The organism is Sphingobacterium sp. GW821-FHT03E03 (genome assembly GCF_059420745.1).
In genome coordinates this window covers 1-6,821 of sequence record NZ_JBWKUH010000051.1, presented here as the reverse complement: position 1 = coordinate 6,821, position 6,821 = coordinate 1, and the positions used below count along the sequence as shown (strand labels likewise).

General features: G+C 36.1%; 3 protein-coding genes. All 3 read left to right on the top strand.

Annotation, left to right across the window (positions count from 1 at the left end; translation table 11 throughout):
* Positions 1–1,025: 1,025 nt before the first annotated feature.
* The 3 genes from AC07UV_RS25430 to AC07UV_RS25420 are packed head-to-tail and all read left to right on the top strand — an operon-like array spanning position 1,026 to position 6,180.
* The gene (locus tag AC07UV_RS25430) at positions 1,026–4,196 is read left to right on the top strand and encodes a SusC/RagA family TonB-linked outer membrane protein (RefSeq protein WP_495185812.1); all 3,171 of its coding nucleotides are present in this window, start codon (positions 1,026–1,028) and stop codon (positions 4,194–4,196) included.
* A 17-nt stretch (positions 4,197–4,213) separates the two neighbouring features.
* Positions 4,214–5,671, top strand: coding sequence for a SusD/RagB family nutrient-binding outer membrane lipoprotein (locus AC07UV_RS25425; RefSeq protein ID WP_495185811.1), 1,458 nt, complete (start codon positions 4,214–4,216; stop codon positions 5,669–5,671).
* Between the two features lie 11 nt (positions 5,672–5,682).
* Positions 5,683–6,180, top strand: coding sequence for a lipid-binding protein (locus AC07UV_RS25420; protein ID WP_495185810.1), 498 nt, complete (start codon positions 5,683–5,685; stop codon positions 6,178–6,180).
* Positions 6,181–6,821: the final 641 nt, after the last annotated feature.

Below are 6,821 nucleotides of genomic sequence, written 5' to 3'. Positions count from 1 at the left end.
TATAGGAATTGGTTTTCTATTCTCCTAAGAGAAAGATGGAAAGCTTACAGTGATTTGATGAACGCGCTTGGCCGATAGACTCTCTATATCATTAATTACCAATGGAAAGTTACAAATGCTGACAACATATATGGCTTCCAATTGCAATCCTTTTACTGGTACAGAAATAACCAGACCGTATTATTTCTATATTTAGATTTAATTGGAAATTATCTGTCAAAACGTGGAGACGGATTTCTTAGGCTTGATGGCGATAATGGTCCATCTATTGAAGGAGAATTAAGATATATCTCAACATATTACTGACCAAACCAGAGGAGATGTCATTCCCGTTAAATTTGTTGTTGTAAATTCCTTTGCCACTTTTTTTTGGGGTTCACTGAGTGTAGGCTTATAAGATGTTCAATTTTGTGGGTGCCTAAAACTACAATTATTCTTGCCTAAAATCTGCTTTTTTTTGGCAATCAGCTGGGGTTTGTTAAAAAGAGTTTAGTTGCAATTTAAGAAATTATTTATCCATTGTGATAATTATGGTTTCGGTTTATAGGTTTTGTATATAAAAATGAAGATTCCTCCTCTCTATCTTCGTGTTTCTTTGGATCATTCCGAAAATATAGTTGAATAGAGATCTCATTCCTGATAGGCCTGTTGGTAATTGTCTCGATATTATAACTTTACTACGGTAATTTTTGGCATATTTTAGCCTTGAATATATAGTTTTTCTTGTAAAAGAAATCCACGAAGTAAGTTATTGATACAATTTGTTTTATTAAAAACTAATTTTATCTTACTGATATACAGTGTTTTGTGTTTTATTGTAAATTAATTGTTATCAAGAAGTTATGCTAGCATTGTAAAAGTTGAAAAAAGTTATAATTTTGTGTTTAACATTTTTTAACAAGTCATATTCTTTGGGAAAAAATGCGTTACTAACTAGACACATATTACAAATTATTGGAAAGTAAACTATTGATACTAACCAAGTTATTTTTGAAAAATAAACATTTTTTAATAAACGTAAACATATGAAACACAAATTACTCAGTTTTTTCGTGGGTAGTATGATCCTGACTTCTGTGGCATTTGCGCAGGAGAAGAAAGTCAGTGGTCGTGTTACTGGAGCTGATGGTAAGCCATTGGCAGGTGTAACGATTGCTGTACAAGGATCTAGCGTTGCGACCCAAACAGATGTGAATGGTAATTATTCATTATCTGTACCAACAGGGAAGATAATTGTCTTCCGTTCAGTCGGATTTGCAGACAAGACCTTGATTGTCAAGGAAGGACAGTCTGCTTTTAATGTAATTTTAGACAACAGCGACAATGCATTGGAAGAAGTTGTCGTTACAGCGATGGGGGTGTCTAAACAAAGTAAAGCTCTCGGATATGCTGCTTCGACGATTAAAGCAGATGATATTACTGCGGCAAATAATATGAATGCGATGACTGGTCTTCAAGGTAAGATGGCTGGTGTAAGTATTTCAAACTCAGGTACAACAGGTGGGTCTACGAAAGTCGTCATTCGTGGGGTTTCATCATTTTCCGCGAATAACCCTCTTTACGTTGTTGATGGTGTGCCAATTAATAACGGCTTACAGGGAAATATTACTTCAACACGATCGGTCGATTTGGGAAATGCAGCCAATGATATAAACCCGGACGATATCGAATCTATGACCGTATTAAAGGGAGCCTCGGCTACAGCGTTATATGGCTCTCGTGCAGCTCATGGGGTAATCATGATTACAACAAAAAAAGGTAAACTTGGACAAAATTTAGCGATCAGCTATACTGGCGCAATTAATTCTAGTAGCGTGTTGATGGTTCCACAAACCCAAAATTTATTTGGACAAGGCTGGCCTGATTTTGATGCTATTGAAAATGGTTCTTGGGGGCCAAAACTTGATGGTATTGAAAGACCATGGGGTTCCGAAGTTGATGGTGTCGCCCTGACTAAGCCATTTGCTTATGTAAAAGATAATATCAAGAATTTCTATGTTAAAGGGCTTGATGTTACCAATACATTATCGATTTCTGGGGGCGGTGAAAAATCTTCATACATGTTTTCTTATGGTAATTTTTTCCAACAAGGAGTTTTGCCTGGACACCCTGACAAATTAAAACGTAATAATTTCTCTTTTAGAGGAAACACAAAACTCGATAAATTTGAATTTAGCTACGGTGTTAATTACGTGCGAAGAGATTTGGATGCAGTTTATCAGGGACAAGGGGCAGCTGATGGTGGAAATGTAACGTTTCAGGAACTTATCCAAATCCCTGTGGACATTAACATTTCATCGATGAAAGATTATCTTAATAAGTATTATAACGATGATAATTATTTTACAGCGTATGCAAGCAACCCCTATAAAGCATTAAAAGATAACGGAAGGAAATTGCAAGACGACCGTTTTTATGGAAACATCGATCTATCCTATAAAATTTTACCTTGGTTAAAAGCTGTTGGAAAATTAGGGGGAGATTTTGGAAATAATAAATCGATCGATTTTGCACAAAAAGTAACTTATACACCAGGTTCACCATCTGATGCGCATGGAAAAACTCCAATTACCGGACGTTATGGCGAGTTTTATCGTAAAACAAATCAACTTGATGCGACATTTATGTTTCAAGGAGATAAAGATATAAGTGAAGATATTAATATTTCAGGATCAATAGGTTATAACTTTAATCAACGAGGTTATACTGAATTGAATTCGTATGTCAGTGGTTTGAATATACCAGGATGGTATAGTCTAAAAAATACAAGCGGTACTCCCATTACAGACAATTTATTTGTTAGACAACGATTAATGGGGCTTTTTGCTGATGCCACTTTTGGTTATAAAAACTACTGGTTTGTCAATGGTTCCTTTCGTTCTGATTGGTCGTCAACCCTTCCTGCAAATCATAGAAATTATATTTATGGAGGTGTGAATACTTCTTTAATTGTGACTGAAGCTTTTCCAGAATGGAAATCTGATAATTTCAATTTCTTGAAATTGAGGGTTGCTTGGGGTAAGACCGGGGCTGACGCACAACCTTATTTAACAGCGAATGCATATGAATCATCGCAAATTAATTTGGGATATGGTAATATGTTTTTACCATTAGGAGGTGTTGCTGGCTTGCAGCATAAAAAGACCTTGGGAAATGAAGATTTAAGACCGGAAATTACAACTGAACTTGAATTTGGTGCTGAAATGAGATTCTTAAAAGATAGAATTAGCTTAGATGCATCGTATTATAATCGTAAAACAGTAGACCAAATTATAAATGCTGATCTCGCTCCAGAGACAGGGTACACTACAAGAACGCGAAATATTGGTGATATTAGAAATAAAGGATTTGAGATCGGTTTAAATACGACGCCATTGAAAATAAATGATTTTCAGTGGGATTTGGGTGTTAATTTTACTAAAAATATCAGTAGAGTTGAGAGCCTTTGGGATGATGTTCAGGAGTATAATATCTATGATGCATATGGTGTTGATTTTATAGCACAGGTGGGACAACCGCTGGGTATTTATAAGGTTGCACAAGTTATGACAGTGAAAGATGGACCATTTGCTGGAAAAACTGTGGTCAATAACGCTGGTTTACCGATTGCGGATCCTAATACAAAGCGCGCGATTGGTAAATATGAGCCTGATTTTGTGATGGGCTTTACTACTAAATTTAGATATAAGGATTGGAGTCTAGGTGGCGTTTTAGATTGGCGTAAAGGTGGATTCTTTTACTCATATACTGCGCAGTTAAATTATTTTGTTGGAAATGCGACAAAGACTGTTTTTAATGAAAGACAACCATGGTTAGTACCGAATTCGGTGAAGCAATTAGCTGATGGCTCTTATGCGGAAAACGACATTCAGATTTCTGGTACGAATCAGTATGCATACTGGAATCCAAATCAAAATAATGCACAGTATGCCGAGGCTGTATTGAAAAGAGATTTCGTTAAACTAAGGGAACTTGTTTTAACTTATTCTTTACCAAAATCTGTGTTAGGATCGAAAATTAGAGGTGTTGATTTTAGTTTGGTGGCGCGTAATTTGTTTTTATGGACACCTAAAAACAATAATTTTGTCGATCCCGAATCTTCTAACTATGGTAATGACATAAGATCCAATTTTGGAGAGTTTGCAGCAGGTCCGACTTTCAAGAGTTTTGGTGGTAGTGTAAAAGTTCGTTTCTAATCTGTAAAATATTTGATATGAAAAAGTTTAAAAAAATAGCATATATATTTATAGCAAGCTCCCTATTTTTAGGTTCTTGTGATAAGAGTCTGGATATTAATTCAGATCCTTACTTGCCAGTTGAACAAGATGCAAGTCCAGATCTTCTATTTCCTTCTGGTGTAGCTTATAGTGCAGCGAAGATAGGAGGCGATCTTCAATTGATCGGAGCCTTTTGGTCTCAGCATTATACACAATACAATTCGTCCAGTCAATATAGAGATTTAGATTCTTATGCTCTGACCAATCAATCTTATGATGGAATTTGGGCTAATTTATTTGGCGGCGGAATGAAGGATTTACATATTGCAAAAACGAAGGCTGAAGCTGCAGGTCAGTGGAATTATTATGTAGCATCATCTATCATCTTGGCATTTGACTATCATGTCTTGGTTGATCTTTATGGTGATCTTCCGATATCGGAAGGTTTACAAGGTGATAAAGGCATTTATACACCAAAATGGGATGACGGTAAAACATCGAATAAGTTAATTGTGAGCCTGTTGGATGAAGCCTTGGCAAAATTAGATCAGGCTAAGGCAGCGGAGTCGATGGGAACAAAAGATTTTATTTTCGGTGGAGATATGGACAAGTGGCGCAAGTTTGCTAAATCTCTAAAGCTAAAAGTTTTGATGCGCGATTTTGGGACGAATACTGCTGCAATTACTACGCTTTTAAATGAAGGCGATTTATTGAGTACTGATGCAAAAATGGCTATTTTTGAAGACGTAAAAGACAAGTCAAACCCCTTATATGAATCTGATAGAAGGGCTTTGAATACTTTCGAAAATATCCGGGCAAGTAATACTTTATTATCTTATTTGCAAAAAAATGATGATCCAAGAATTTCAGATTTTTATGAGCTCTCCGTTAATAATAAGTACGAAGCCTATGCGCAGGGAGATTATGATGCTCCTTCTACAGTGGAATCTTCAAGAGCTAAACTAGGAGCTACTGATCCCGTATTTTTCATGTCGCTTGCAGAAGTTGAGTTTTTGCAATCTGAAGCATGGGCTAGAATGAACAATTCAGCAAAAGCAAAAGTACATTACGACGCGGGAGTAACTGCAGCATTTGTTCGTTGGAGTAAAAATGCTAGTTCATTAATAGCAGCCGGTGGCAAATATGAATTTAAACCTGGTGCTGTGGAGTCAATGATAGAGCAAATTATTATCCAAAAATGGGTTGCAGCAGTTCGTAGCCAGGCTTGGGATTCGTTCTACGATCAGAATCGTACAGGATATCCGAAAGTAAGTACTGTTGATCCTGATGATAGTAATTATGTCGCTGGTCAATATACAGCTGCGGTTAATTCATCATTACCAGGCATTGAAATACCTCGGAGATTAGCTTATCCAAAAGGTTCATCTGATTTTAATAAGAATACTCCTAAAGTTGTTCCTATTAATACAAAAATGTGGTGGCATAAAAAATAAATAAAAAGATCATGAAACATATATATAAATTCCTTTTAGGATTACTAGTTTTAGGCGTTGTTTCTTGTAAAAAGGAACAACCTGAAGTAGAATATTCTCCCATTTTTCCAATATCTGGCGAATGGCATACACATGTTTTTAATGAAGATGGGACCAGTGCTAACGCTAGTGTGTTTGCGTTGAGAACATACAATACTTCTGATAATTTGTCGGATGTAGCTTGGTTTAAATTAAGTACTGCAGCGCAGCCATTCGGGGTATTGGCGAAGATAAAAGTCGATGTTCCTAACAAGACATTAGTTGCAGGTGAATATCAGAATACGCTTGCTGTACCTGCAGGTAAAACTGCAATTACCTTGATCGAAGGAAAAATACTTCTGAATGCATCTAAGCAGCCAAGTAAAGCAGTCGCGGATAGTATTTATGTCAAATACAAAACTGGCGTAAACGGCAAAACCTATATTGTAAAAGGCCATAGACGTACGGCTTGGCCTGAGGACGTGTACTAGAAGCGGATATTTTGCAAATTGATTGTGAGAATTTAGAAAATACCTTATAATTAATAATAGACCGTATCAATTCTTAAAAGGTTGATACGGTTTTTTTTGTCATTATCTGTGCTCCTGGGATATCCAATCAGAAATTATTAGATGAGATTCATGTCTAATATGCTGTATCTTAGAGAACGTCGAAAGCTTGGCGTTCACACATTCTATGATCGGTTTTTTTAGTATAATTTTGTCCATTCCGTCCAGATTTATCTATCTCGTATGCTTTCTTGGCTTTGCATTTCATTGTCCAATTAGGTCTACTATAGTCTTGATAATATATACTTTATTTCAATAGAGTTTTCCAAAAATATCTTTGGCTCGATCAATCGTATGAATCAGGTTTCTGCCATTGATGTTACTTTCTATACGGCGAAATAGAGGAATTTCACCCTCATAATTAATAATAGGATTCAATTTAAGGTTGTAAAACCGGCTAAGGGAATGCTGTTGCGTTCTTAATGTCTTAAAGATTTTGTTCTAGTGTGCTAGCTAGAGGTAGGAACTCCACTTTTGACAGCCTGAGTAATGAGGAAGAAGTCACTTGAGCTGTTTGATTTTTTAGAACATTTACAATTTGGTTAAAAAATATTACTGGAATA

Coding starts and splice junctions, on each gene's coding strand:
- AC07UV_RS25430 (WP_495185812.1), top strand. CDS start 1,026: ATGAAACACAAATTACTCAGTTTTTTCGTGGGTAGTATGATCCTGACT.
- AC07UV_RS25425 (WP_495185811.1), top strand. CDS start 4,214: ATGAAAAAGTTTAAAAAAATAGCATATATATTTATAGCAAGCTCCCTA.
- AC07UV_RS25420 (WP_495185810.1), top strand. CDS start 5,683: ATGAAACATATATATAAATTCCTTTTAGGATTACTAGTTTTAGGCGTT.